Below are 23,557 nucleotides of genomic sequence, written 5' to 3'. Positions count from 1 at the left end.
CCTCCCCCGGCCAGCATTAATTGTCCATCATACCCGGAATTCCGGGTATGATTTTTTATTTACATTGGCCAAAAGAACGAAACATGCGAGACCAGGCGATAAAAAGAGTAATCATAGTAGGGGGTGGATTTGCCGGAATTAATCTGATCAAGAAGTTATCTAAAGACAAACGTTTTCATATTACGCTTGTAGACATCAACAATTACCACTTCTTCCCTCCCCTGCTTTACCAGGTAGCAACAGCATTTATCGAGCCATCGAACATTAGTTATCCTTTCAGGCGATTATTCCAGGAAAAAGAAAATCTGCGGTTCCACATGGGTAAACTGCTAAAGGTGAATCCGGAACAAAATACCATTGAAACTGATTATTGCAAACTGGAATATGACTACCTGATATTAGGAGTGGGGACTGAAAGCAACTTTTTTGGGATGGTCAACGTGCAGGAGCTATCCTTACCAATGAAAACAATTGATGACGCCTTGAATCTGCGCAATCATCTTTTGCTGAACATGGAAAAGGCTGTGCGAACAGATGATATAAAAGAAAAGGAAAAACACCTCAACATTGTTATTGCCGGGGGCGGCCCCACCGGTGTGGAATTGGCAGGTATGCTGGCTGAATTGGGACGATATATTGCAGAAAAGGAATACCCCGAGATCAGGGATCTCAGGTCGCACCTTTACTTAATTGATGCGGGTCCTGTGCTTCTGGGTCCTATGAGCAAAAAATCGCAGGAAGAAGCGACTGAGGTTTTAACAAAACTGGGTGTACGCATTATCAGGAACACTGCAGTAAAAGATTATGTTGATGGAAAAGTAATATTAAGTAATGGGGAATCTATTGATACAACGGTTTTGATCTGGGCTTCCGGGGTTATTGGCCGTGAAGTACCTGGCTTGCCCAAGGAAATCATTGGGCGCTCCAGAAGGATCATGGCTGATGAATACAATAAAGTAAAGGGTACACATAACATTTTTGCCTTGGGAGATATTGCTTTGCAAACTCATGACGAAAGATATCCGAATGGTCACCCTCAATTGGCCCAGGTCGCGATCCAGGGAGGACAGTTGCTGGCAGATAATTTAAAAAGGATACTCGACAACAAACCTTTAAAACCTTTTGTTTACAATGACAAAGGCAGTATGGCCATTATCTCCAAATACAAAGCTGTTGCTGACCTGCCCAAAGTTTTCTTTAAAGGTTTTATTGCCTGGGCCATTTGGCTGTTCATTCATATCATTCCGCTCATAGGATTCCGTAATAAATTGCGCCTAGCCTTTACCTGGTTCTGGTCGTTTATTACCAACGATCCAACGCTTAGGCTTATCATCAGACCTCGCGAGCAAGATAAAAACTGTTAGAAACGCCATTTGTAACAACTAATAAAGTGAGCCCTGAGCGCTGACGCTCTCCGCCTCAGGCGGAGCCGGGGGTGTGCTTGGGGGCTCGCACCTCTTTCAGGAACCTTCTTTCCTCTATTAGAAAACCATTTCCTTTTTTACAGATATGAACTTTTACATTTTCCATACTGGGCGTATGATTGTCTTGTATATCCAAAATGTCTGAATGTCTCATCTCACTTCCATCAATAATCGTAACCCAACCACTACCGATCACCTCTATATGATTTCCTTCTGAAACTACAATACCGGTATCTTCTCCTAGGCCAATGCCAATGCTTTCCGGATGCAATGCAACTACCTGTGCCAGCCGCGCAAAGCGGCCACTCCTTTCAAAATGGGAGTCGAAAATGACATTATCGATAAAGTGCAACCCATGCATGATCTTTACATGACCTTTCAGATGAGTAAACATAGCTGTGCCTTTATAGATCATGACCAAGCCCATAGCCATAGCACCGGCAGAAGTGCCGGCTACCAATAAATGCTCTTTCTGATAACGACTCCTGATGGCATGAAGGAACTCGGTTTTATGAAATACTGTACCCAGGCGCTTTTGTGTACCGCCAGTGAACATTATACCATCGCAATCCCTGATCCGTTGAAAATAGCCCTCATTAATATCCGCACGGCTGCGAATATGCATCACACCAACATTCTGACAACCAATAGTAGCAAAAGATTCCAGGTATTCATTTCCTCTTTCAACAGGAATTGAAGAGGCCGTTGTGATCACTTCTATCCTGGCATTTACCCCTCCAGCCTCATCAACAATACGACGGAGGATACCATTCTCTATAAAGTGCGCCAGTTCTTTGGTACCCAAACCTGACACCAGGTGTTTTGTCACTCTTTGTTCCGCCCCTCCAACTGCTATCAATTTGCCGTTTGGTATGATCATATTGGGTTGTCTTGTTTTGTATTTTAGCATATTTGTCTACATACTATGAATTTTAACAAATGACTCATCCAAAATAACGCCTCCCCATGAACAATATGCTATTCAAATTTATCATCATTCCTCTTCTTTTCTATATTGTTCTATGTGGTGTCTTATTTCTAATTCAGGAAAGACTCATCTTCTTTCCGGAAAAACTGCCTATGGATTATACCTTTCATTTTGACCAACCATTTGAAGAGATTAGGATCAAAACAGAAGACCAAAAATTATTGCATGGAATCCTGTTTCAAGCAGACACTTCAAAAGGATTGATCTTTTATCTACACGGCAATGCAGGATCACTACGGTCATGGGGAGAAGTAGCTAAAACTTATACAGAATTGAATTATGATGTCTTCATTTTAGATTACAGGGGATATGGTAAAAGTGAAGGTTCTATCACCAGCCAAAAAAAGTTGCACCAGGATGTCCTAATCGCATACAACGAAATGAAAAAGAGATATCCTGAAGGTAAGATCATTGTATTAGGCTACTCTATCGGAACAGGCATGGCATCTAAACTAGCGTCCACCAACTATCCCAGGTTACTCATCTTACAAGCTCCTTTTTACAGCCTTGCAGATATGATGAAGCATTATTACCCAATCATTCCAGGATTTATTTTAAAATACAAGCTGGAGACAAACAAATACATCAAAGAATGCAAAATGCCAATTGTTCTGATACACGGAAAACAAGATGAAATCATATATTACAACTCTTCTGTCAAACTAAGAGAATTGATAAAAACAACTGACACACTGATTACAATCAATAGGCAAGGGCACAATGGAATGACAGATCATCCTGAATACTTAAAAAACATCAGGAAGATCTTGAGCAATTAAATTGATAGCAAAACACGATACCTTTTCACAAGGACAATAAGACCTAAACATTATTCTCCGGTCTTCACTACCTTCATCGCATAGTGCCTTGGATGCACTGCCATTTCATTGCCTTCAAGGCTACTGATCTTCAGCAGCAGCATCCAGGGCCCTTTCTGTGCAGGCAAATCAACAGAAAGTTCACACAGCTTTTGATCTGCTTCAATGGAGTATACCTTCGATTCCACACTATCCACACGCAAGCCGCTATCTTTTGTAGCATCACCTTGTACTACAATTGCTTCAAAATAATAATCAGTTACTATACCGTTAAGCTGCTTCACCCTCCCTTTCCCAATTGGTATCGAAATATGCAGCGAACGATCTGCCTGCTCAACCTTGTAAGGATCCAATACCAATTTATTGAACGGATGCTCAGGCTGTAATTCCATCCCATCTAAAAAAGTAAAATCAATAATTCCCTTTCGGTTCAATGCTTTCCGCAACGCCCCAATAACACGAACTGTAAGCCTTCCGGTTCGGAGCCCTCTTAAATAAGGACGTAGTTTATCCACAATCCTTTTAGCTGCAGGCCCCGTCACTTTCGATGCTTCTGCATTGCGGGCCAAAACATCATTTACAGGTGCAGGTTTTACACTGCCTCTTTTACGCCGCCAAAAGGATCCTTCTTTGGTTTTAACCAATATGTATTGCGATCCATCCGGGGGAGGAGGCGTACTCACCCTGTTGCTTCTTTTTTTTGCCATAGTACTTCTTTAACTTTTTGAGTTTTCATGTTCATAAACTACATGAACATGCGCATCTTTCTAATGGGTCACCATATCCTTATAGTAAACTTACAGAAAACTTACAGTAAAGTTATAGTAAAGTTATAGAAATGCAACTCCCTACTTACCCTTCCACAACCCCGTATCAACCCCTACCATCACTCAACTACCACGCCGATCCCAGTTATCCACATTGCTAAATTCAATAGCAAATCCTGTCTAACTTTGACTTATGTCATTGCTCCGCGAGAAACTCCAGAAAAAGTTTACAGAAGAATACAACCGTTTGAATGAGCAACAGCGTAAAGCTGTTGACCAGATTGAAGGCCCCGTTATGGTGATTGCCGGTCCGGGTACTGGAAAGACCCAGATCCTGAGTGCCCGCATTGGTAAAATCTTATTAAGCGATGCCCTGATAGAACCTTCTAATATACTTTGTCTCACCTATACCGATGCAGGCGTAGTGGCTATGCGGAAGCGGCTGTCACAGTTTATCGGTCCTGATGCTTACAAAGTAGCCATCTATACTTTCCACGCTTTTTGCAACGATGTGATCCAGGATAATCTCTCACTCTTCGAAAAAACTGCTCTTGACCCAATTTCAGACCTGGAGCGCATTGAGCTGATGAAAGAACTGATCGACTCTTTCCCTAAGGATCACCCCCTGAAGCGCTACCGTGGGGATGTCTATTTTGAGATCAAATCGCTGCAGTCGCTTTTCAGCATGATGAAACGCGAAGGCTGGACATCCGACTTTATCTGCAAGAAGATAGATGAATACCTGGATGACCTGCCGTTGCGCGATGAGTATATCTGCAAACGGGCTACCAGGGAGTTCAAGAAAGGCGATGTGCGCATAGACAAGATCGAGGAACAGCGGGAAAAGATGGAAAAATTGAGGGCAGCCTGTAAAGAATTCAACAGGTTTCAGGAAATGATGCGCCTGCGCAACCGTTATGACTTTGACGACATGATCAATTGGGTGATTGATGCCTTCAAGGAGAACGAGGTCCTGCTGCGCAACTACCAGGAACAGTTTCAGTACATTCTGGTTGATGAATACCAGGATACCAGCGGTTCTCAAAACAAGATCGTGGAGCTTCTGATCAACTTCTGGGATAAACCGAATGTATTTGTGGTTGGCGATGATGACCAGAGTATTTACCGTTTCCAGGGTGCCAACGTTGAAAACATGTTGCAGTTTGCCAAAAGCTACGAAAAAGATTTGCTCACAGTGGTACTCACCAACAATTACCGCTCAACGCAACCCATTCTAGATATTTCGAAAACCCTGATTGACCGTAACGACGAACGTTTGGTAAAGCAAATTGAAGGTTTAAGTAAGGATCTTCGGTGCAGTCACGATGGATTGAAAAACCTGATCCACGCTCCTATCATCCAGGAATACGAAACGCAGCGTGATGAAATGATCAACATTACCCTGCAAATTGAAAAACTGGTCGCACAGGGGATTCCGGGCAATGCCATTGGTATCATTTACCGTGAAAACAAATACGGTGAAGAACTGGCGAACTACTTAAGGTTAAAAGGCTTGCCATTTTACAGCAAACGCAATCTCAACATCATTGACCAACCCTTTATCCAGCAACTGTTGCTCGTATTGAATTACCTACGGGCAGAACACGATCTGCCCTATAGCGGGGACGAAATGCTGTTTGAGATCCTGCATTTCGAATGGTTTGACATTCCGGCTATCGAAATTGCGAAAGCGAGCATGCAGGTAGCTGAAACAAGACATGGAGGCAGGAGCACTTCACTGCGGCAGTTCCTGAACGAAAAGATGACCCAGCCGCCAGCAGATTTGTTTTCGCAGCCCATCCTGCCAGCCATCAAAGAGGCTGTTACGATTTTAGAGGGCCTGATAACTGCCGTGAGCAATACTACCCTGCAATCCCTGGTGGAAAAAGTAGTGCGGGAAGGAGGTTTCCTGTCACACATCATGCATAGCTCCGAAAAGTCATGGCTGATGCAACTGCTCACCGGCTTTTACGACCATGTAAAGGACGAAACCCGCCGCAGTCCATCATTGAAGCTCGAAGAGTTTATGAACCGCCTCGACCTGATGGAAAAAGAAGGTCTGGTTCTTCCATTGGTACAGGTTGCCGGCAACGACAAGGGCGTCAATTTGATGACAGCACACGGTTCCAAAGGGCTGGAGTTCGAATATGTTTTCTTCACCGGCTGCAACTCCGGTTGCTGGGAAAAGAAAAGAAAACCATTTAGCGGTTTTAGTTTCCCAGATACTTTATTCAGTACGCAAAACAAGCAAAACGATACCGAAGAACTCCGCCGCTTGTTTTATGTAGCTCTTACCAGGGCCAAGAAACATTTGTACATCTCCTATCCTAATTACACCCTGGATGGCAAGCAGTTGGAGCCCTCTATGTTCATAGCCGAAATCTTTGAGCACCATATCCTGCCCACAGAAAAGATATTCCTGGATGCAGATGTTGTTACTGAATTCAATGTTTTACAGTTTAAAGACAATACCGCGCCTGAAGTGGCTCACCTGGAAGATGAATGGGAAGAACGCATGGTGCAAAACTTTGCTATGAGTGTATCAGCCCTGAATAGCTACCTCAAATGCCCTCTTGGCTTTTACTTCCAGAATATTGTCCGCATTCCTTCGCCTAAGAACGAAGCTGCAGAATTTGGTTCCGCCGTGCACCATGCCCTTGAACAATTGTTCCGGAAGATGCAGGCAACTGAAAGATTCCCCTCTGCAGATGAATTCATTAGCGACTTCACCTGGTACATGCGCCGGCATCGCGAAAGCTTTACTAAAGAAGAATTTGCCCGCAGGCTAGAATATGGCCAGCAAATATTGTTAGCCTATTACGACAATTATATCTATAGCTGGAATAAAGTCACATCCATCGAAAGACGCATCAACAATGTCATGCTGGATGAGATCCGCCTGAAAGGTGTACTCGATAAAATAGAATTCAGAGGAAAAGATGCCACCATCGTTGACTATAAAACCGGCGACCCTGAGAAATGCAAGGAAAGACTAGCCCCTCCAAATGATAAGGAGCCTAATGGAGGCGACTACTGGCGCCAGGCGGTATTTTATAAACTGCTGATAGATCACTTAACAAGTAAAGATTGGAATGTGACCGCCGTGGAGTTTGACTTCGTGGAGCCTGATAAAAAGAAACAATACCGTAAAGAGAAAGTACTGGTTACTGATGCCGACACCACCACGGTAAAAGAACAGATCAAAACAGTTTGGAACAAAGTACAAAACCGCGACTTCTATACTGGCTGTGGCAAGGAAGATTGTCACTGGTGCAATTTTGTCAAGACCAATAAAATGGCCATTGCCCTGCACGAACTCAAGGATGATGAACCTGAGCGCAGCTTTAGAAGGATGACGATGAATGCGGTATAAGCGGTTAAAGAAATCCTAACAATCCCTCTCAATCCTGAAGATCCGTAGTTAAATCCGCGGTTTTGGGTTTATGTTTGCGCCTATTCATGAAAAAGGAATTTCTTTTTACAGTTTTTACTCTGTTCATCTTCATTATCAGCATCATCTGCGGTCCTGGCTGTGCTAATATCATTCCTCCATCTGGAGGCCCTAGGGATTCCATCCCTCCGGTATTGGTGAGCGCCTCGCCCAAGGATTCTACAGTTAACTTCAAAAGTAAAAGCATTACCCTGACTTTCAATGAATTCATTGATTTGAAAGAAGTCCAGAACAATCTGTTGTTTACGCCGATCTTCGAAAACGTGCCTGTTATTGAAGCTCGCCTGCGCACACTTACCATTAAGATTCGAGATACCCTCGAACCCAATACGACCTATAATTTCAATTTCGGACAGGCGATACAGGACGTTAATGAAGGCAATCCTGTAAAGAACTTTGTTTATACTTTTTCTACCGGTCCGGTGCTGGACTCCCTGGAAATCAGGGGCAAGGTAATCCTGGCCGAAACAGGCAAAATAGATTCTACCTTGATTGTAGTCCTGCATAAAAGCATGGATGACTCTGCAATAGTAAAACAGCGTCCCCGCTACGTTGCCCGCCTGGATAGTGCAGGCAACTTTCGTTTCCGGAGCCTGCCCAAAGATACTTTTGCTATTTATGCAATAGGCGATGCAGGCCTGAGCCGTCGCTATACGAGTCCTACACAAGCCTTTGCCTTTGCGAATGCCCCTGTTGTGGCCGGGGCAGATTCCCTTTTTACTTTATATGCTTATAAGGAAGAGGCTGAAGAAGAGAAAAAAAAGACACCTGCTGCAACCAAAGGAGGTGGCGCTGCCGAAAAACGGCTCCGTTTTACTTCCAACCTGGAAAGCAACCAGCAGGACTTGCTGAAGAATTTGACCTTGACGTTTGAACGCCCCCTACGCTCATTCGATTCTACGAAGATGCGCTTAACCACAGACAGCACCTTTACCCCGGTTGCTCAATACAGACTGGGATTAGACAGCACCCAAAAGATACTGACCTTGCAAACGCAATGGAAAGAAGCCACGGAATACAACCTGGTTATTCAAAAAGATTTTGCTGAGGATACATTAGGTCGGAAATTATTAAAAGACGATACACTTTCCTTCACTACCCGCAAAAGGTCAGATTACGGCAACCTGCGCATTCGCATCCGTAACGTGGATACCGCCAGCAACCCGGTATTGCAGTTCATTCAGAACGATAAAGTAGTCTTTTCAGCTTCAGTTAAATCAGGAGTGTTTACCCAAGCCCTATTCCCTCCTGGTGAATATGAATTGAGAATGCTTTCTGATACCAACAACAACAGCAAATGGGATCCCGGTCAATTCTTCGGGCCAAAGAAAAAACAGCCTGAAATTGCACGCCCTATACAGAAGAAGTTAACAGTAAAACCGAACTGGGATAATGAGTTAGAAATAACAGCGCCATAGCGGTATTTTAACAAGGCAAACCGCCCTAAAAAAGGTAAATTTGCACCCTTATGCAATTCTCTAGTGCTTTGTTAGAAACGGCTGTAAATGAGTTTGCCAAACTGCCCGGGATAGGTAAAAAAACAGCCTTAAGGATGGTGCTTCACTTGCTGAAACAGGAGGCATCTGATGTGCAGCATTTTAGTGATGTCGTAGCTAAAATGCGTACAGAGATCAGGTTTTGCCATCGTTGCCACAACGTAGCGGATGCCGACATATGCTCTATTTGTGCCAACTCTATGCGCAAACAGGAGATCATTTGCGTAGTAGAAAACATCCGTGATGTAATTGCACTGGAAAGCACTCAACAGTACAGCGGCACTTACCATGTGCTGGGTGGTGTTATTTCTCCGCTTGATGGTATCGGACCTTCCCAACTGAACATCGATACCCTGATCCACCGGACACAAAAAGAAGAAACCTGCGAAGTGATTTTTGCCCTTAGTCCAACCATTCAGGGTGACACCACCATCTATTATATCCAGAAGAAGCTGCCAGCAAATATCAAGGTAACTACTATTGCCCGAGGTATTGCCTTTGGCGGCGAATTGGAATATGCAGATGAAATGACCCTGGCGCGCAGCCTTCAAAATCGTCTGCCGGTAGATAGCTATGTTTCCAGCAAATAGTTTATTTTCGCGTCACTTTAGGCGGATTTGTTTATTGTTCGGCCGGTAAACAGAACTAATAAACGTCAGAAACTTCCCTTTTGGTTTCCTTTCGTTTATTAGGCTCGTATTGATGAGGCCATTGGCAACAATGCTTGTATATACTTGTTGCATGGCTAAAACCATAATATTCATATCGTCCGGCAACTCCGCCCCATAAAACAATATAACCATGGCAAACATTCAAGATATCCTCAAAGAACGCATCCTGGTAATAGACGGTGCAATGGGTACAATGATCCAGCGGCACAAACTGACGGAGGCTGATTACCGTGGCGAACGTTTCAAGGACTGGCCATCAGACCTGAAAGGCAACAACGATCTTTTATGCCTGACACAACCTGAAATTATTAAAGGCATTCACAAAGAATACCTTGCTGCCGGCGCCGACATTATTGAAACAAACACTTTTAACTCCCAGCGTGTTTCACTGGCAGATTACGGCATGGAAGCCCTTGCTTACGAGATCAACATTGTAGCGGCCCAACTGGCAAAGCAGGCAATAAAGGAATTTCAAACAGCTTCCGGGGTTACCAATCCCAAATTTGTCGCAGGCGCCATTGGCCCCATGAATAAAACCCTTTCTCTCTCTCCTGATGTTAACAATCCGGGTTATCGAGCGCTTTTATTCGATGAAGCAGTGGATGCTTATTACGAGCAAGTGAAAGGACTGGTAGATGGCGGCGCAGATCTATTATTAATTGAAACGATCTTCGATACGCTCAATGCTAAGGCAGCCATATTTGCCATCAAGAAATATTTCCGTGAAACAGGAAAAGAGCCACTGCCTGTTATGATCAGCGGAACGATTACTGATGCATCAGGCCGTACTTTGAGCGGACAGACATTGGAAGCCTTCTACACCTCTGTGGTGCATGCCAAACCATTGAGCATAGGATTGAATTGTGCCCTTGGTGCCAAAGAAATGCGCCCTCACATTGAAGAACTGAGCCAGATCTCGGCCTGTTATACCTCAGCTTATCCAAATGCCGGTTTACCCAATGCAATGGGTGAATACGACGAAGCGCCCGAAGATACCGGACACTTTATTGAAGAATGGGCCAAGGAAGGCTTTGTGAATATTGTTGGCGGCTGTTGTGGTACCACCCCCGATCACATCCGTCATATTGCAGAGCATGTAAAAAATATTAAGCCAAGGCAATTACCTGTGGTAGAAGCTGCTTTTGAAATCACGGAAGCATAGTTAAAAAGTTGTAGTTCAATTAAAGCATATGTCGCAAACTGTTATCAAACCATATTTACGCCTTTCTGGCCTCGAACCTTTGGTTGTTCGCCCCGAATCCAACTTTGTCAATGTTGGTGAGCGCACCAATGTGACCGGCTCTAAAAAATTTGCCCGACTGATTCGTGAAAATAAGTACGAAGAGGCGTTGAGCGTTGCCCGTCAACAAGTGGAAAACGGCGCCCAGATCCTGGATGTAAATATGGATGACGCCCTGCTTGATGGCGTTAAGGCCATGACCACTTACCTCAACCTGCTTCAAAGCGAACCTGATATTGCCAAGATCCCTGTCATGATCGACTCTTCCAAGTTCGAGATCATTGAAGCGGGCCTGAAATGTGTACAGGGTAAGTGCGTTGTGAACTCAATTTCTCTGAAAGAAGGTGAAGAAAAGTTTATAGAACATGCGATTATTTGCCAGGCATACGGAGCTTCGGTAGTAGTAATGGCATTCGATGAAAATGGCCAGGCCGATAACCTGGAAAAAAGGGTAAGTATTTGCGAAAGAGCCTTTAAGATCCTGGTCGAAAAAGTAGGCTTTGAACCCCAGGATATCATCTTTGACCCCAACATCTTTGCCGTTGCCACGGGTATCGAAGAACACAATAATTACGCTATTGACTTTATTGAGGCTACACGCATTATCAAACAAAAGATGCCGCTTACTAAAATTAGTGGTGGCGTCAGCAACGTTTCGTTCTCTTTCCGTGGTAATGACCATGTTCGTGAAGCCATACATTCTGTGTTCCTTTTCCATGCTATAAAAGCTGGTATGGACATGGGTATCGTAAACGCAGGCCAGTTGGTAGTATATGATGAGATTGAACCTCAGTTAAGAGAGTTGTGCGAAGATGTCATCCTGAACCGCCGTCCCGACGCTACTGAGCGACTGGTGACTTTTGCTGAAACTGTAAAAGCTAAAGGCAAGGAAGAAAAGAAAGACGATGCCTGGAGAAATACTACTGTAGAAGAACGCCTGAAACATGCCTTGGTGAATGGTATTACCGACTTTATTGATGCAGATACGGAAGAAGCCCGCCAGAAATACCCTAAGCCTTTGGATGTTATTGAAGGTCCGCTGATGGCCGGAATGAATGTAGTGGGCGACTTGTTTGGCGCGGGTAAGATGTTTTTACCCCAGGTAGTGAAAAGTGCACGGGTAATGAAGAAATCTGTGGCTCACCTCACTCCATTCATTGAAGAAGAAAAGAAAAACAACCCCCAAGCCTTACAAAGTTCGGTAGCTAAAGTATTAATGGCCACTGTAAAAGGAGACGTTCACGATATTGGTAAAAACATTGTTGGTGTAGTACTGGCTTGTAATGGATATGACATCATCGACCTGGGTGTAATGGTTCCGGCAGATAAGATACTGGAAACTGCAGAAAAAGAAAAAGTTGATATCATTGGTCTGAGCGGATTGATCACACCATCCCTGGATGAAATGGTACACGTAGCCCGTGAAATGAAGCGGCGTAACATGAAGCAGCCGTTGCTCATTGGTGGCGCGACTACTTCACGTATGCATACAGCGGTGAAAATTGCACCGGAATACGACAATGGTGTGATGCACGTACTGGATGCTTCGCGCAGTGTAACGGTAGTGGGTAATCTGTTGAATGCTGATCAGAAAAAGACTGTGCTGGCGCAAACCGCAAAAGAATACAGTGACCTTCGTGCCCAGTTCTTAAACAAGCAAAAATACAAAGCACTGATTCCTTACGAAGAAGCAGTGACGATTAAAGAATATTTCGACTGGAAATCGTACCAGGCAGTGAAACCTGCCGTTGACGGCGTTAAAGTATTCCACAGCTTTGACCTGGGTACCATTGCCAAATTCATTGATTGGGGTCCGTTCTTTATTGGTTGGGAAATGCCTGGGCGCTTCCCAGAAGTATTGAGTGACAAGATCTTTGGCGTTGAAGCTACGCGCCTGTATAATGATGCGCAAAAGCTGGTGGAAAAGATCGTTTCAGAACAATGGTTTACTGCTAATGGAGTGATCGGCTTCTGGCCAGCCCAAAGCAATAATCGTGATACGGTGATCCTTCAAACAGAAAATGGTGAAGTAAAGCTGGAAATGTTGCGTCAGCAGTTAAAGAAAGCGATTGGTCAGCCCAACTTCTCTTTGGCCGACTTTATCAACCCCAACAAAACTGATTATATGGGGGCTTTTGCTGTAACCATCAAAGGAGCACAGGATTGGGTGAAGAAGTTTGCCGACGAACACGATGAGTACAACAAGATCATGGTGCAAATTCTGGCGGACCGTTTTGTAGAAGCTTTTGCAGAATGCCTGCACCTGCAGGTAAGAAAGGAATACTGGGGTTATGAAAAAAGCGAAGCCCTTACTAACGAGCAATTGATCCGTGAAGAGTACAAAGGAATCCGTCCGGCACCAGGCTACCCTGCCTGTCCAGACCATACGGAAAAAATCAAGCTCTTCTCGTTGTTGAATGCAACTGAAAATGTGGGCATTGAATTAACAGAGAGCCTTGCCATGAACCCTCCGGCTTCTGTTTGCGGCTGGTATATCGCTCATCCGCAAAGTCATTACTTTGGATTGGGTAAAATCCAAAAAGACCAACTGGAAGATTATGCAGAACGTAAAGGCATGAGTCTGGATGAAGCTGAAAAATGGTTAAGGCCGGTTTTGGAATAGCCCTATTGAAGTTTTAAATATTCTGATAAAATGCAAAGGCCCTGTCATTCAGGGCCTTTGTTATAAAAATGATGTTACAAAGAGCATTGGCGAGCTACAAGCGAGTACCAAGGGCATAGATAAATTGGTCGGCACTGAGTGCAGGATGGCGCCAGAATTGTCCCAACCTAACGATTACTACATTATTGATGGGGTTTACATAAATCACCTGGTTAAAGACCCCCTGCGCACTAAAAGCTCCACTCCGGTAACCTACCCGGTAACGACCATTGACCTTCCTTACTGAACTTGAATAAGCAGTTTGCTGCTTATAAGAAGCTGCTTCCAGGGAATCATCAAAGAACCGGGAATTATAACGGCCCCACCACTGGTTTTTATACCCCTTATACAGTTCCATAGAGTCTTTATTGGCAACAGTAGCTACCATATCTTCATTCGCAATCTTTTTTCCCTGCCAGCTACCACTTTGTATATATAATTGCCCCAACTTAGCAAAATCACGGGCAGTAGCATTTAAACCAGCAAAAGCAATTTCCTGCTTACGCTTTTTGCTATCAACATTCCATGTAGCATTGAATTCAGCACCCAAGGGCTGCCATAACTTGTCTTCCAGGTAGTTAGAAATCTTTTCTCCAGTTGCCCTTTGCAGGATCAGGGCGAGCAACTGCGTATTGACGCTACGGTATTGAAATTGCTTGCCAGGCTCCTGTTCAATATTCAATCTTAAAGTGTGTTTTAAAATGTTGTGACGAAACCCCAGCTTGATCGCATCATCTTTAAGGTTATAATACCCTTCCCTGAACTGAATACCACTACGCATATCCATCAAGTGCTGAATGGTGATGTTGGCAAATGCTTCATCTCTTTTCAGTAATTCCGGTAAATAGTTGGTAATAGGTTCATTAGTAGACCTGATCTTACCCTCATCCAGGGCAATCCCTATCAATGTACCAACAAACGACTTGGCAACAGAAAATGATGGCAGTAGAGATTCACGTTTAAAGCCATTAAAATAATGCTCGTATATAATACTGTCGTTTCGAATTACCAGGAAAGCTGCGGTCCTGGAATTTTTTAAAGACGTATCCAGGAATATTTTTAAATCTGTATACGCAGGCAAAGAAGCGGCATCCGTAAAAGGTGTTGAACTCTTTGGCTTGTGAATAACAACTGAGGGAAGACGCTCATGATCATCAAGCTCAAATTTGCGCACTTTATAGGCACGAAAAACATAGCAGGACGAAAAACTGCATAAAAACACAAAAGATAATATCCACCTCATGGCAAAGAAACTTTAATGAGCCATAATATTCATCACTCAATTGCATATGCAATTTCTTTACCGCATTTTCCAACTATCATCCACGTTTCTCTGCGGGCAGATTCAAGAACGTAATATCCGTAATTGCTTTACATAAAAGAGGCCGCACAAGGCGGCCTTTAAGAAAACTTTACATCTATTAATCAGGCATCAAGAATACCATTCTCCAGAAGAGCCTCTTGCAGTTGCCGGGGATTTTGAAAGTGAATACTTGTAATCCCCAGTTGTTCTGCTGCCTTGATATTGCGTAGGCTATCATCAATAAATAGGGTCTCCTGCGGCTTCAGATGATAACGGTTTAACAGCACCTGGTAAAATTCGGGGTGTGGTTTCCGCATTTTTTCTTCACCACTTACAACTCTCCCATCAAACCAATATAGAAACTCGTAAAGTTCCAAAGCTATTGGAAATAACTCTGCGCTCCAATTGGTCAAAGCATATAATTTATACTTCCCACTTTCTTTTATCTGCCTAAAAATCTCAACAGTATCATGGATAGGACCACCAAGCATTTCGGCCCACTTACCATAGTATGCTTCAATGTATTCTTTCCACTCCGGATGCTTAGCTACTAATTCTTCAGTAGCCTCCTTGATGGAACGGCCCGCGTCTTGCTGCTCATTCCACTCCATAGTGCAGATGTTCTGGAAAAAGTGCTTTTTCTGCTCTTTATCTTCGAACAATGGATCAAAAACATAATCCGGGTTCCAGTCAATCAACACATTACCCAGATCGAAAATGATTGCTTTAATGTTTTCCATATCCGCAAAAATAAGAGTTCGTGGGCTAGTTCGTCGATTAACGCTTTTCAAACAGCCACCAAAACCGCTTCCTTGGTTTAACTTTATAATTCTGCATGATATATTTGCGAATGTGATCCATTGCTTCATGTACATCATCGGTTAGCAAAACCAGCGACATGTCCTGTATGGAAATTGTTCCTTTTTCGGCCATATGCTCCATGACATCTATTAGCGGCTCATAATAATCTTTACCGAATAATACTATTGGAAAGCTATGAATGGTTTGCGTTTGTACAAGCGTGAGTGTTTCAAAAAACTCATCCATAGTACCGAATCCTCCCGGCATGATAATAAATGCATAAGAATATTTCAGGAGGATTACTTTACGCACAAAGAAGTGTTCAAAGGTTACCCATTGGTGCATATACTTGTTGTGTACTTGTTCAAATGGCAGTTGAATATTACATCCTACTGACATGCCGCCACTTTCGTAAGCTCCGCGGTTGGCAGCTTCCATAATACCGGGTCCGCCACCAGTCATTGTGGTGAAGCCATAAGCTGCTATTTGCTTTCCGAATTCACGGGCACATTTATAATACTCATTGTCTTCTTTAAATCTTGCTGAGCCAAATACGGTTATACATGGTCCTACAAAATGCAAACATCGAAAAGCAGTAATGAATTGTTTGAAAACTCTCCAGGCAAACCCTATTTCATAGCTTCGGCTTTTCGGACCATCTAAATAAACTTGTTCTTTCGGCGGTATTATAGGGTCAGTTTTTTTCATTGGCATTGATCCTTTTTAAAGTTTAAGATTTAATGAATTAAAGTTCTACGTTTAGAATGCAAAGTCCAAATAATGACCACGCTATTTCTTTCTTAATTCATCATATTAAATGCCGTATTTTGCCCAATTGAAATAAATTACCAGAATATGTGGATTGAATGAATTTCGGATATCATTCATTTATATTTCACGTTTGACGTTTCACAATATGAGAATTATTAGCTATAATGTAAATGGCCTTAGAGCGGCCATGAAAAAAGGTTTTTGTGAGTGGCTGAAAACAAACCCTGCCGATATTATTTGCCTTCAAGAAGCTAAAGCACAGCAAAGTGATGTAGACTGTTCCGTTTTTAAAGAGCTTGGCTACTACGATTACTGGTTCTGCGCACAAAAGAAGGGATATAGCGGCGTAACTGTTTTGTCTAATATACAGCCAGATCATGTATCGTGCGGTACCGGACACCAGGTAAGTGATGATGAAGGAAGGGTAATACAACTTGACTTTGGCAATATGCGCCTGATCAACGCTTATTTCCCATCAGGAACATCCGGAGATGTTCGCCAAACTTACAAATATCAATGGCTGGAAGAGTTTTATGAGTACGTGCAGCAATTAAGGGAAAAATATCCCAACATAATCCTATGCGGAGATTACAACATTGCACATAGGGAAATTGATATTCATGATCCGGTACGTAATAAAAACACCAGCGGATTTCTTCCTGAAGAACGTGTATGGATGGACAAATTGTACAGCAACGGATGGGTAGATACTTTCAGGGAAATTCATCAGGAACCTGATCGTTATTCCTGGTGGAGTCAACGCTTTCCAAGTGTAAGACTTGCTAATAAAGGGTGGCGTATAGATTACATTTCAGTAACAGAACCCTTACAACCACTGATTAAAGATTCAGAAATATATCCGGATGTAAAACATAGTGATCATTGCCCCGTGTACGTTGAGATAGAAATGTAAATTGCATCATGATGAATGAACAAAAAAAAGAGGGTCCTGGCCTTATATATAACGTAACCATGAAGGTAGAACCCTCTATTGCAGCAAGCTGGTTGCAATGGATGTTGGAAGAACATATACCTGAAATAATGTCGACCAATTGCTTCCTTGACTACCGTGTTGTAAAGATTTTAGAAGCGGATGAATCTGAAGGTCCGACCTATGCTTTCCAATATCATGCAGCAAGCAAAGAAAAATATCAAACCTTTATTGACAGATTTGCGAATATCCTTCGTGATAAATCATATGCAAAATGGGGTGACAGGTTTATTGCCTTTCGAACAATCATGGAAGTAGTAAAATAATAACATACAGCCTTATCTGTTAAACACCGGTAGGGTTTATTTCAGGCTCAGAAAGGCTAAAATGCAGCTATAGCAAGGGTTTCAGGCGACCAATGCGCAATAGACCAAGTGGCATATTTTATTATATATCTTCAAAACCCTTGCCAGATAAGGGTTTTAGCTCATTGAAAATATTTTTGATTTTTATGAAAAATATTTTGTCTGAATTAAAAACCGTCTAAATTTGTTGCTATCAACTTTTTTTAAAAAAACTACTATGAACAAAGCTGAATTGATCAACAAAATTGCCGAAGATTCTGGTATAACCAAAACCCAAGCTAACGTAGCTTTAGACTCTTTTGTTGAAGCAGTAACCAAAACCCTGAAAGGCGGCGGAAAAGTAACCCTAGTTGGTTTCGGAACTTTTTCTGTTTCTAAACGCGCTGCACGCAATGGCCGTAATCCGCAAACCGGTGAAGTAATCAAAATCAAAGCAAGAAAAGTTGCCCGCTTCAAAGCTGGTAAAGAACTTTCTTCCAAGTTGTAATGATTGCATAAATGCATTGTAGCTCCGTATTGTAATAATACGGGGCTTTTTTATTCATTATATTTAAGATATTTGCACAAAATTTTAATTATGGGTAGAGGAGACAAAAAAACCAAAAAAGGAAAAATCTTTAAATCTTCTTTTGGAAAATCAAGACCAGCAAAAGCTACAAAGAAGAATACAGCACCTTCTCAGGAAAAGAAGGAAGCGTAAATAGTTTATAGTTTGTGGTTTGTAAAAAAACCACAAACTATAAAACTCAATCTCATTACGGAGCCAGTCGTTCAACCTTCCAGGTCCCGTCTTGTTGTAAAGTGTATTGAATCCTATCATGAAGACGGCCAGGACGTCCCTGCCAGAACTCCACTAAAACCGGCTGCACATAATAACCACCCCAGTGTGGCGGACGCACGACTTCTTTGTTTTTGTATTCTTCCGTCAATTTATCAAACTGAGCATCCAGCCATTCGCGGCTTTCAACTACAGAACTTTGAGGTGATGCCCAGGCTCCAATGCGGCTTCCCATTGGTCTTGATTGGAAGTAATCATCATTGGTAGCATTATCCGCTTTTGATACTAAACCGACAATACGTACCTGCCGCTCCAGTTCTCCCCAGAAAAACACAAGGCTAGCTTTCGGATTTTCATCTAATTGCATTGCTTTGAAGCTTTTGTAATTGGTGAAGAATAAGAACCCCGCGTTACTAAAACCTTTCAAAAGCATCACCCTGGCAGAAGGCACACCATCAGCCGAAGCTGTGGCAAGAATCATAGCATTAGGCTCTTTTATTTCGCTTGCTACTGCTTGTTGCCACCATTTTTCAAACTGGCTTATAGGATTAGAAGCTACATCAGATTCGTGTAAACTTTGAGCTGTATATTCTTGTCGCAGGTCTGCGATACGTCTGTCCATAATTGCAATTTTTAGGTTGAGGTTAAAGAAGGTGCAATTTCCTGTTATTCTGCCTTATTAAGCATTGATTATGATCAGCTATTTGTAAAAAAGCCCCGGCACATCCATATGCAACGGGGCTCGAATAATGTCCAATCACCTTATTAGCCTTTTACCAGCGTTCCAACTTTCTCGCCTGTTACCACTCTCTTCAGGTTTCCAGGAGTGTTCATATCAAATACCACAATAGGCAGCGTATTTTCCATACAAAGTGTAAAGGCGGTCATGTCCATCACTCTCAGGTTTTTAGAGATACACTCAGCAAAAGTGATATGGCCATATTTTGTAGCAGTAGGATCCTTTTCCGGATCTGCCGTGTAAATTCCATCTACCCTGGTTCCTTTCATGATCACATCAGCTTTTATTTCAATTGCCCTCAGAGAACCAGCCGTATCAGTGGTAAAATAGGGGTTACCTGTTCCTGCACCAAAAATCACGACCCTACCCTTTTCCAGGTGACGAATGGCCCTGCGACGAATATAAGGTTCGGCTATTTGTTCCATTTTAATAGCACTTTGCAGGCGGGTATAAACGCCAATTTTCTCTAATCCAGCCTGTAGTGCCATACCGTTGATCACTGTAGCCAGCATTCCCATATAGTCTCCATGAGCCCTTTCAATCCCGGTCTCAGCTTCGTTCATACCACGGTAAATATTACCCCCGCCAATAACAATAGCCACTTGAACGCCTAAATCAACAATGGACTTGATATCGTGTGCATATTGACTGATGACACCGGCATCCATTCCGAAGCTCTTATCACCCATTAATGACTCACCGGAAAGTTTTAGCAGAATTCTTTTATACTTAGGTAGCATGAGGATTGTTTTTTCGGCTGCAAAGAACGGATTTTTTGGGGAATGTCAGAACGAGGATTTAATCTCTCATTTTTATCAATGCTGTTATGGGATAGCGACTGTTTTTATAGCTCATCATATCAACTTTAACTGCACCAACCACGATAGGACTTTCAATACGCACTGGTATTTTATTTTCGTCGTCAGTGACCCAGACCGTCATTTTTTCACCTCCTGAAAAAATAGTGCCTTCAATCAAGAGAGGTTTGAACTTTATAGCTCTGAACCTACCGTATTTGGTTTTTACTTCCTCTTTGCCCAGATAACGGACGTACATATTAAAAACGTCATCACCCAGGAACATACTGAACGGGATCTTGTCCCCTGCCTTATATTTATTGAAGTTGATGTTCCGGGCATAATAAATGGCACTCAGTACATCCTGTACGCAGTCGGGCACTTTAAAAACGCCTTTATTAGTAACTGCAGTATTGGCATTGTGGTTAAATGTAATTGTCTCAAACTTCTTATAACCACCTTCATTTACATCCCGGATAAATTTCAGGGGTTGCAATGAAGCTGTATCTATGTAACTTTCATAAAGATCCCTTACCTTATATATCCAGTCGTAAGAAGGATTGGTCCTTCCTTCACCCTTTAAGTGATATACCGGGTTTCCGTTCAGGCGTTCAAGTGTAGCAGAAAATACAGCAGTTCCAGCATTAACATACAAGCCAGCTACGGAATAATAAACTGTATAATAGATTTGCTCGCCAGCTTTAAATGCTTTGTTACGGACACCGCAAAAGTTATCATTCAACGGGGCAGCAGCTTGCATAGACATGCACAAAACACTAATAAAAAATAAAAAAACGTATTTATTAAACTTCATTTTCTCCTTTGAAAAGTTTAATGCCCAAAAATAAGATACTACCTATAATGGCAGGTAACACCAGGTTTAGGAACCAAATGGTGACCGATGTAAGTCCCACCCCGAGGCTATTTGCACTATATAACCCCATCAGCTGCAAACTGATTTCTCCTCTAAGTCCAACCTCTACTAAAGATATAGACGGAATGACGGCCAGCGTCAGGAATAAAAGAGCCAAAACATTCCAGACAATTGTCACTGGCACAAGCACGCCAAACAAAGCAAAAAGCAAATAATATTGGCTTACAAAAACAAGGTAGCGCAAAAAAGAGAGCAATAATAATTTTATTAACAGTTGTATTTCAAATGTTCCTAAAGTTTGCACCAGGTACAGAAAGCGTGTTTGCTGCAACCATTTTTCCAACAATTTTCCTATAAAAGCAGTTTGAAAGTAAAGTAGAGTTAACGTTAAACCACCAGCAAAAATGCTAAAAAGGATAAACTCATAGAAGACTTCGCTAACGTACTGCGCTTTTAAAAGATCCGCCTTTAAAAAAATAAACGCAATCATCCCGGTAAAAACAGTAACCAGCAATTGACTCCAACTACCCACCAGCGTTACTGAAATGCTTTTTAACCGGCTGCCGTCAGGCAGGTACCTCATGCGGCCAAAATATTCTCCAACCCTGTTGGGTGTGGTTACAGAAAAGGATACACCACACAAGATCGCTTTAAATGCAGACCAGAATCCGACATCGTAAAATGAAGCAATGGACAGTTTCCATTTCCAGGCTTCAATCGCCCAATTGAAAAAAATAAGCACTACAGCTGCTAATAAATACCACAATCGATAAGACTTTATGGCTTGTTTTATGTGCAGCCAGGAAGCTTCAAGCTGAGGCTGGGCTTCAATTTGCCGGTATATGGAGAATGCCAGCCAGAGGAACAAAATAGGACCTAAAAAATAATTGATGAAGATTTTGATATTTTTGTTCCGCTGCATGAAGCAGTAAAAATAATCACGTCCTTGCAAAAGAAGAATAAAATCATATTAGGTATTGACCCTGGAACTCTTGTAATGGGTTACAGTGTTATCGAGATTTGTGACAATACCATTACTGTAACCGACATTGATGTACTGAAACTTTCTTCCAAAAAGGACAACTACCTGCGGCTGCAACTAATTCATCAAAAAGTATGTGAATTGGTGGCACATTACCGGCCCAATGAATTTGCCATTGAATCGCCATTCTTTGGCAAAAACGTTCAGAGTATGATGAAACTAGGAAGAGCACAGGGCGTAGCTATTGCCGCTGCTATGACAGGAAATATTCCGGTTACAGAATACTCTCCTAAAAAAGTGAAGCAATCCATTACGGGTAATGGTAATGCCGATAAAGAACAAGTATGGCAAATGCTGCAGCGCATTACTTCAATTCCTGACAAACCTAAATACTTTGATGCCACCGATGCTTTGGCAGTAGCCATTTGTCATCATTTTACATCCCAAAGGCCCTATGCGACAAAAACATCAGTAGCGAAAAGAACTTCGAAAAGTGGTTGGGGTAAATTTATTGAGGCCAACCCGGAGAGGGTGGTTTAAAAATGAAAAAGGTCTAAAAGTTCAATTTTAGACCTTTTTCATTTTTAAATGACTCAATTCTTAAAGATGTTGTAAAATCAGCTCCTGCACTTTCTTCAGTTGCTCGTCAGAAGCTTTTGGCTTATGCTGCGTGAAGTTAAGATCATTGGCACTGTTGATGGGGATCAAATGCACGTGTGCATGGGGCACGTCCAGGCCAATCACCTCAATACCACAGCGATTACAATGAAAAGCTTTTTCAATTGCCTTTGCAATGGGGCGGGCAAATACCAGTAATTCGGACAAATAGTCATCGCTGAGGTCAAATAAATTATCAACTTCGGTTTTGGGAATAACCAATGTATGGCCTTCGCGAAGGGGAGAAATATCCAGGAAAGCAAAAAACTTTTCGTTTTCGGCGATCTTAAAACTTGGAATTTGCCCTGCTATGATTTTGGAAAAAATGGTCATCAGTTTAATTTAATAATTTGAAAATGAGCAAATTATATACTGATCTCCTCCACTTTAAATTTCAACACACCTGCTGGTACAACAACTTCTGCAATATCACCAATTTGTTTACCCAGCAATCCCTTTCCTATTGGAGATGAAACCGAAATTTTTCCAGCTTTCAGATCAGCTTCCTTCTCACTAACGATCTTATAGGTAACTTCTTTTTTAGTGTTCAGGTTAATCAGTCTAACCTTGGTTAAAATGGAAACCTTGCTGGTATCTACCCTGTTCTCATCAACGATACGGGCAGTGGCAATCTGCCCTTCCAGTCTTGCAATCTTTGCTTCGAGTAGTCCCTGAGCTTCTTTAGCTGCATCATATTCGGCATTTTCTTTCAAGTCGCCTTTTTCTCTCGCCTCAGCAATTGCCCTTGAAGCAGCTGGCCGTTCAACCCCCTTTAAATGTTGCAATTCTGATCTCATTTGTTCTAGTGTATCCTTAGTAACATACTGAATACTCATACAAACTCCTTTTAAATAAATAAAAATTTACCCCAATGCCTGTTTCAGTACCAGGGATATTAGTTTTTTGTTAAAAATTGATTTTACCTAAGTTTTCCGGTCTGATTCCGAACAAGTTGCGATTTATAAAAGTTCACAACCATTTGCACACTATCGCTTAGTGGAAACATTTGTTCAGGTACAGACGAAAAAAATAGCAACGCTCC

The 23,557-nt window shown here is 42.3% G+C and carries 22 protein-coding genes and 1 pseudogene; 12 read left to right on the top strand and 11 right to left on the bottom strand.

The genetic code is table 11. From position 1 onward, the window contains the following. Positions 1-83 precede the first annotated feature (83 nt). A complete protein-coding gene (locus tag OCK74_RS00325) occupies positions 84-1,364 on the top strand; it encodes an NAD(P)/FAD-dependent oxidoreductase (protein WP_279294979.1) in 1,281 nt (426 codons plus the stop codon). A 55-nt stretch (positions 1,365-1,419) separates the two neighbouring features. Here OCK74_RS00325 and OCK74_RS00320 read toward each other — a convergent pair whose 3' ends face one another. Further along, positions 1,420-2,304, bottom strand: a complete 885-nt coding sequence (locus OCK74_RS00320; RefSeq protein WP_279294978.1) for a cyanophycinase — start codon at positions 2,302-2,304, stop codon at positions 1,420-1,422. 86 nt (positions 2,305-2,390) lie between these two features. Between OCK74_RS00320 and OCK74_RS00315 the strand changes: the two genes are divergently transcribed. Next, entirely contained in the window at positions 2,391-3,191 is an 801-nt protein-coding gene (locus OCK74_RS00315; RefSeq protein ID WP_279294977.1) for an alpha/beta hydrolase, read from the top strand. A gap of 50 nt (positions 3,192-3,241) precedes the next feature. Here the strand turns inward: OCK74_RS00315 and OCK74_RS00310 are convergent, their stop codons facing one another. Beyond that, positions 3,242-3,937 (bottom strand): hypothetical protein, encoded by a 696-nt coding sequence (locus OCK74_RS00310; protein ID WP_279294976.1) that lies wholly within the window; start codon positions 3,935-3,937, stop codon positions 3,242-3,244. Positions 3,938-4,190: 253 nt separating this feature from the next. On the opposite strand from OCK74_RS00310, the gene OCK74_RS00305 reads away from it, so the two are divergent. The 5 genes and pseudogenes from OCK74_RS00305 to metH form a co-directional block, all read left to right on the top strand. Continuing rightward, on the top strand, positions 4,191-7,370 hold the full coding sequence (locus OCK74_RS00305) for an ATP-dependent helicase (protein WP_279294975.1): 3,180 nt from the start codon (positions 4,191-4,193) through the stop codon (positions 7,368-7,370). Positions 7,371-7,456: 86 nt separating this feature from the next. After that, positions 7,457-8,866, top strand: coding sequence for an Ig-like domain-containing domain (locus tag OCK74_RS00300; protein WP_279294974.1), 1,410 nt, complete (start codon positions 7,457-7,459; stop codon positions 8,864-8,866). Between the two features lie 50 nt (positions 8,867-8,916). Continuing rightward, the gene (recR, locus tag OCK74_RS00295) at positions 8,917-9,534 is read left to right on the top strand and encodes a recombination mediator RecR (protein ID WP_279294973.1); all 618 of its coding nucleotides are present in this window, start codon (positions 8,917-8,919) and stop codon (positions 9,532-9,534) included. A gap of 211 nt (positions 9,535-9,745) precedes the next feature. Beyond that, positions 9,746-10,777 (top strand): homocysteine S-methyltransferase family protein, encoded by a 1,032-nt coding sequence (locus OCK74_RS00290; protein WP_279294972.1) that lies wholly within the window; start codon positions 9,746-9,748, stop codon positions 10,775-10,777. A 19-nt stretch (positions 10,778-10,796) separates the two neighbouring features. Then, positions 10,797-13,478, top strand: a pseudogene (metH, locus tag OCK74_RS00285) (methionine synthase); the annotation flags it as partial. Positions 13,479-13,572: 94 nt separating this feature from the next. On the opposite strand, the gene OCK74_RS00280 reads toward metH, so the two are convergent. The 3 genes from OCK74_RS00280 to OCK74_RS00270 all read right to left on the bottom strand — a co-directional run bounded on the left by OCK74_RS00280 (position 13,573) and on the right by OCK74_RS00270 (position 16,329). Beyond that, positions 13,573-14,760 (bottom strand): serine hydrolase domain-containing protein, encoded by a 1,188-nt coding sequence (locus tag OCK74_RS00280; protein WP_279294971.1) that lies wholly within the window; start codon positions 14,758-14,760, stop codon positions 13,573-13,575. Positions 14,761-14,942: 182 nt separating this feature from the next. After that, entirely contained in the window at positions 14,943-15,560 is a 618-nt protein-coding gene (locus OCK74_RS00275) for an HAD family hydrolase (protein WP_279294970.1), read from the bottom strand. Between the two features lie 37 nt (positions 15,561-15,597). Beyond that, positions 15,598-16,329 carry an LOG family protein gene (locus OCK74_RS00270; protein ID WP_279294969.1) on the bottom strand — a complete coding sequence of 244 codons (732 nt, stop codon included), beginning with the start codon at positions 16,327-16,329 and terminating at the stop codon, positions 15,598-15,600. Positions 16,330-16,537: 208 nt separating this feature from the next. On the opposite strand from OCK74_RS00270, the gene OCK74_RS00265 reads away from it, so the two are divergent. From OCK74_RS00265 to OCK74_RS00250, 4 genes are all read left to right on the top strand, one after another. Continuing rightward, positions 16,538-17,305, top strand: coding sequence for an exodeoxyribonuclease III (locus OCK74_RS00265; protein WP_279294968.1), 768 nt, complete (start codon positions 16,538-16,540; stop codon positions 17,303-17,305). Between the two features lie 8 nt (positions 17,306-17,313). After that, complete coding sequence (locus tag OCK74_RS00260; protein ID WP_279294967.1) at positions 17,314-17,649, top strand: DUF4286 family protein; 336 nt, start codon at positions 17,314-17,316, stop codon at positions 17,647-17,649. Between the two features lie 223 nt (positions 17,650-17,872). After that, entirely contained in the window at positions 17,873-18,175 is a 303-nt protein-coding gene (locus OCK74_RS00255) for an HU family DNA-binding protein (RefSeq protein WP_480287221.1), read from the top strand. Between the two features lie 90 nt (positions 18,176-18,265). Further along, complete coding sequence (locus tag OCK74_RS00250) at positions 18,266-18,388, top strand: 30S ribosomal protein THX (RefSeq protein WP_279294966.1); 123 nt, start codon at positions 18,266-18,268, stop codon at positions 18,386-18,388. Positions 18,389-18,443: 55 nt separating this feature from the next. Here OCK74_RS00250 and pdxH read toward each other — a convergent pair whose 3' ends face one another. The 4 genes from pdxH to OCK74_RS00230 all read right to left on the bottom strand — a co-directional run bounded on the left by pdxH (position 18,444) and on the right by OCK74_RS00230 (position 21,798). Next, entirely contained in the window at positions 18,444-19,088 is a 645-nt protein-coding gene (pdxH, locus tag OCK74_RS00245) for a pyridoxamine 5'-phosphate oxidase (protein ID WP_279294965.1), read from the bottom strand. Positions 19,089-19,231: 143 nt separating this feature from the next. After that, a complete protein-coding gene (pyrH, locus tag OCK74_RS00240) occupies positions 19,232-19,945 on the bottom strand; it encodes a UMP kinase (RefSeq protein ID WP_279294964.1) in 714 nt (237 codons plus the stop codon). A gap of 58 nt (positions 19,946-20,003) precedes the next feature. Beyond that, complete coding sequence (locus OCK74_RS00235; protein WP_279294963.1) at positions 20,004-20,768, bottom strand: DUF3108 domain-containing protein; 765 nt, start codon at positions 20,766-20,768, stop codon at positions 20,004-20,006. Positions 20,769-20,805: 37 nt separating this feature from the next. Then, the gene (locus OCK74_RS00230; RefSeq protein WP_279294962.1) at positions 20,806-21,798 is read right to left on the bottom strand and encodes a lysylphosphatidylglycerol synthase domain-containing protein; all 993 of its coding nucleotides are present in this window, start codon (positions 21,796-21,798) and stop codon (positions 20,806-20,808) included. 24 nt (positions 21,799-21,822) lie between these two features. Between OCK74_RS00230 and ruvC the strand changes: the two genes are divergently transcribed. Continuing rightward, entirely contained in the window at positions 21,823-22,398 is a 576-nt protein-coding gene (gene ruvC, locus OCK74_RS00225; protein WP_279294961.1) for a crossover junction endodeoxyribonuclease RuvC, read from the top strand. 60 nt (positions 22,399-22,458) lie between these two features. On the opposite strand, the gene OCK74_RS00220 is transcribed toward ruvC, so the two are convergent. Together OCK74_RS00220 and greA are read right to left on the bottom strand one after the other, a co-directional pair. Then, positions 22,459-22,848 (bottom strand): HIT family protein, encoded by a 390-nt coding sequence (locus OCK74_RS00220; protein WP_279294960.1) that lies wholly within the window; start codon positions 22,846-22,848, stop codon positions 22,459-22,461. 32 nt (positions 22,849-22,880) lie between these two features. Further along, positions 22,881-23,351, bottom strand: coding sequence for a transcription elongation factor GreA (gene greA / locus OCK74_RS00215; protein ID WP_279294959.1), 471 nt, complete (start codon positions 23,349-23,351; stop codon positions 22,881-22,883). Positions 23,352-23,557 lie beyond the last annotated feature (206 nt).

This window comes from Paraflavisolibacter caeni, assembly GCF_025628885.1.
In the GTDB taxonomy this organism is placed as follows: Bacteria; Bacteroidota; Bacteroidia; order Chitinophagales; family Chitinophagaceae; genus Flavisolibacter; species Flavisolibacter caeni.
Note: the sequence above shows the minus strand (reverse complement) of the source record. Positions and strands in the feature narration are given on the sequence as shown.

What these genes read in the sequence shown, in the direction of transcription:
- OCK74_RS00250 (WP_279294966.1), top strand. Translation starts at nt 18,266, where the DNA reads ATGGGTAGAGGAGACAAAAAAACCAAAAAAGGAAAAATCTTTAAATCT.
- pyrH (WP_279294964.1), bottom strand. Translation starts at nt 19,945, where the DNA reads ATGCTACCTAAGTATAAAAGAATTCTGCTAAAACTTTCCGGTGAGTCA.
- OCK74_RS00220 (WP_279294960.1), bottom strand. Translation starts at nt 22,848, where the DNA reads ATGACCATTTTTTCCAAAATCATAGCAGGGCAAATTCCAAGTTTTAAG.
- OCK74_RS00270 (WP_279294969.1), bottom strand. Translation starts at nt 16,329, where the DNA reads ATGAAAAAAACTGACCCTATAATACCGCCGAAAGAACAAGTTTATTTA.
- OCK74_RS00305 (WP_279294975.1), top strand. Translation starts at nt 4,191, where the DNA reads ATGTCATTGCTCCGCGAGAAACTCCAGAAAAAGTTTACAGAAGAATAC.
- OCK74_RS00275 (WP_279294970.1), bottom strand. Translation starts at nt 15,560, where the DNA reads ATGGAAAACATTAAAGCAATCATTTTCGATCTGGGTAATGTGTTGATT.
- OCK74_RS00290 (WP_279294972.1), top strand. Translation starts at nt 9,746, where the DNA reads ATGGCAAACATTCAAGATATCCTCAAAGAACGCATCCTGGTAATAGAC.
- OCK74_RS00320 (WP_279294978.1), bottom strand. Translation starts at nt 2,304, where the DNA reads ATGATCATACCAAACGGCAAATTGATAGCAGTTGGAGGGGCGGAACAA.
- OCK74_RS00325 (WP_279294979.1), top strand. Translation starts at nt 84, where the DNA reads ATGCGAGACCAGGCGATAAAAAGAGTAATCATAGTAGGGGGTGGATTT.
- OCK74_RS00230 (WP_279294962.1), bottom strand. Translation starts at nt 21,798, where the DNA reads ATGCAGCGGAACAAAAATATCAAAATCTTCATCAATTATTTTTTAGGT.
- OCK74_RS00315 (WP_279294977.1), top strand. Translation starts at nt 2,391, where the DNA reads ATGAACAATATGCTATTCAAATTTATCATCATTCCTCTTCTTTTCTAT.
- greA (WP_279294959.1), bottom strand. Translation starts at nt 23,351, where the DNA reads ATGAGTATTCAGTATGTTACTAAGGATACACTAGAACAAATGAGATCA.
- OCK74_RS00310 (WP_279294976.1), bottom strand. Translation starts at nt 3,937, where the DNA reads ATGGCAAAAAAAAGAAGCAACAGGGTGAGTACGCCTCCTCCCCCGGAT.
- pdxH (WP_279294965.1), bottom strand. Translation starts at nt 19,088, where the DNA reads ATGGACAGACGTATCGCAGACCTGCGACAAGAATATACAGCTCAAAGT.
- OCK74_RS00235 (WP_279294963.1), bottom strand. Translation starts at nt 20,768, where the DNA reads ATGTCTATGCAAGCTGCTGCCCCGTTGAATGATAACTTTTGCGGTGTC.
- OCK74_RS00300 (WP_279294974.1), top strand. Translation starts at nt 7,457, where the DNA reads ATGAAAAAGGAATTTCTTTTTACAGTTTTTACTCTGTTCATCTTCATT.
- OCK74_RS00280 (WP_279294971.1), bottom strand. Translation starts at nt 14,760, where the DNA reads ATGAGGTGGATATTATCTTTTGTGTTTTTATGCAGTTTTTCGTCCTGC.
- recR (WP_279294973.1), top strand. Translation starts at nt 8,917, where the DNA reads ATGCAATTCTCTAGTGCTTTGTTAGAAACGGCTGTAAATGAGTTTGCC.
- OCK74_RS00265 (WP_279294968.1), top strand. Translation starts at nt 16,538, where the DNA reads ATGAGAATTATTAGCTATAATGTAAATGGCCTTAGAGCGGCCATGAAA.
- OCK74_RS00260 (WP_279294967.1), top strand. Translation starts at nt 17,314, where the DNA reads ATGATGAATGAACAAAAAAAAGAGGGTCCTGGCCTTATATATAACGTA.